The 902-nt window shown below is 61.8% G+C and carries 1 protein-coding gene; it reads left to right on the forward strand.

The features are described from left to right. Positions 1-102: 102 nt before the first annotated feature. Positions 103-902 (forward strand): IS256 family transposase (locus GV368_RS10930; protein WP_169116541.1); only part of this gene is annotated, 800 nt, incomplete at its 3' end.

The following is a 902-nucleotide window of genomic DNA, read 5'->3' on the forward strand; positions in this document are numbered from 1 at the left end:
GGTTGTGTACCATCCTTTCTGTAAATTCCGTTTAGCGCCTCTGGCAGGAAGTGCGCGGCGCTCGGTCTGACGCCATGACTTCGAGAAAGGAGTATGCCCATCATGGCGATGCGTGTCGAAACCAATCCTTTGGAAATGGCTTATGCTGTGTTGCTCGAACACGGACTGGAGGGTGCCGGCGAGGCTCTGCGCATCCTCGTCAATGAAGCCGCCAAGATCGAACGATCCCAGTTCCTTGGAGCGGCGCCCTATGAACGTAGTGAGCGACGGCGTGACTACGCCAACGGGTACAAACCCAAGACGGTACTCACCCGCCTTGGTGAGCTGACCTTTCAGGTGCCCCAGGTGCGTTGCGGCGACTTCTACCCTTCTGCCCTCGAAAAAGGCACCCGCACCGATCAGGCGGTGCATCTGGCCCTGGCCGAGATGTACGTCCAGGGGGTCTCCACCCGCCGGGTGATCGAGGTACTGCAGCGCCTGCTGGGGCCGGAGATTTCGCTCTCCACCGCCCAGGTGAGCCGTGCCGCCGCCAGGCTCGACGAGGGGCTTGCGGCCTGGCGCGAGCGTCCTCTGGGCGAAGTGCCCTATCTCTTTCTGGATGCCCGTTACGAGAAAGTGCGGCTGGAAGGGCGAATCGTCGATTGTGCCGTCTTGATCGCCGTCGGCGTCGATGCGACGGGCAAACGGCGGGTGCTCGGTTGCACGGTGGCCACGTCGGAAGCCGAGATCAATTGGCGACGTTTCCTGGAATCCCTCCTGGCCAGAGGGTTGCACGGGATCAAGCTCATCATCGCGGATGATCATGCGGGCCTCAAAGCTGCCCGCAAAGCGGTGTTCCCTTCTGTTCCCTGGCAGCGTTGCCAGTTCCATCTGCAGCAAAACGCCGGCCAGTTCGTCACCCG

The sequence above is a fragment of the Tepidiphilus baoligensis genome (assembly GCF_012911495.1).
Lineage (GTDB): Bacteria > Pseudomonadota > Gammaproteobacteria > Burkholderiales > Rhodocyclaceae > Tepidiphilus > Tepidiphilus olei.